This window comes from Dankookia sp. GCM10030260, from assembly GCF_042666655.1.
GTDB lineage: Bacteria > Pseudomonadota > Alphaproteobacteria > Acetobacterales > Acetobacteraceae > Paracraurococcus.
Map to the genome: position 1 here is coordinate 1 of NZ_JBHTDE010000101.1, position 529 is coordinate 529.

Below are 529 nucleotides of genomic sequence, written 5' to 3' on the forward strand. Positions count from 1 at the left end.
AAGGAGCGCGAGCGCGACAGCCGCGACGAGGAGGTGCTCCGTCTCAAGGCCAAGCTCGGCGAGGTCACCATGGCCAACGAGCTGCTGGAGCAGAAGATCGCCGCCCTGGAGGGCGGCCGCCCTTTGGGCCGCCGGAGGTCGAGGCGGTGAGCCGGGCCATCTCTCCGGCCACGAGCCACGCCTACGGCCTGGCCAGGGTCGCCCGGGTCTGGCGGCTCTCCCGTGCCACGGTCTACCGCTATCGCGCGGCGCCCGACCCCGCGGCACCGGCCGGTCCGACACGCCGGGGCCCGGTCGGGGTCTGCTCTGATGCCGCGTTGCTCGAGCACATTCGCGCCCAGATCCTCGGCTCGCGCCTGCACGGCGAGGGCTACCGCAAGATCTGGGCCCGGCTGCGCCATGGCGGCATCCGCACCTCGGCCCGGCGGGTCCGGCGCCTGATGGGCCAGCACGGCCTGCTCGCGCCACACCGCGTCGGCCGTCCCGAGCAGCGCGCCCATGACGGCACCATCACCACCACGGCGGTGGA

At 74.5% G+C, this 529-nt stretch carries 1 pseudogene; it reads left to right on the forward strand.

Annotation, left to right across the window (positions count from 1 at the left end):
• A pseudogene (locus ACFQS7_RS31035) lies at positions 1-529 on the forward strand (IS3 family transposase); the annotation flags it as partial.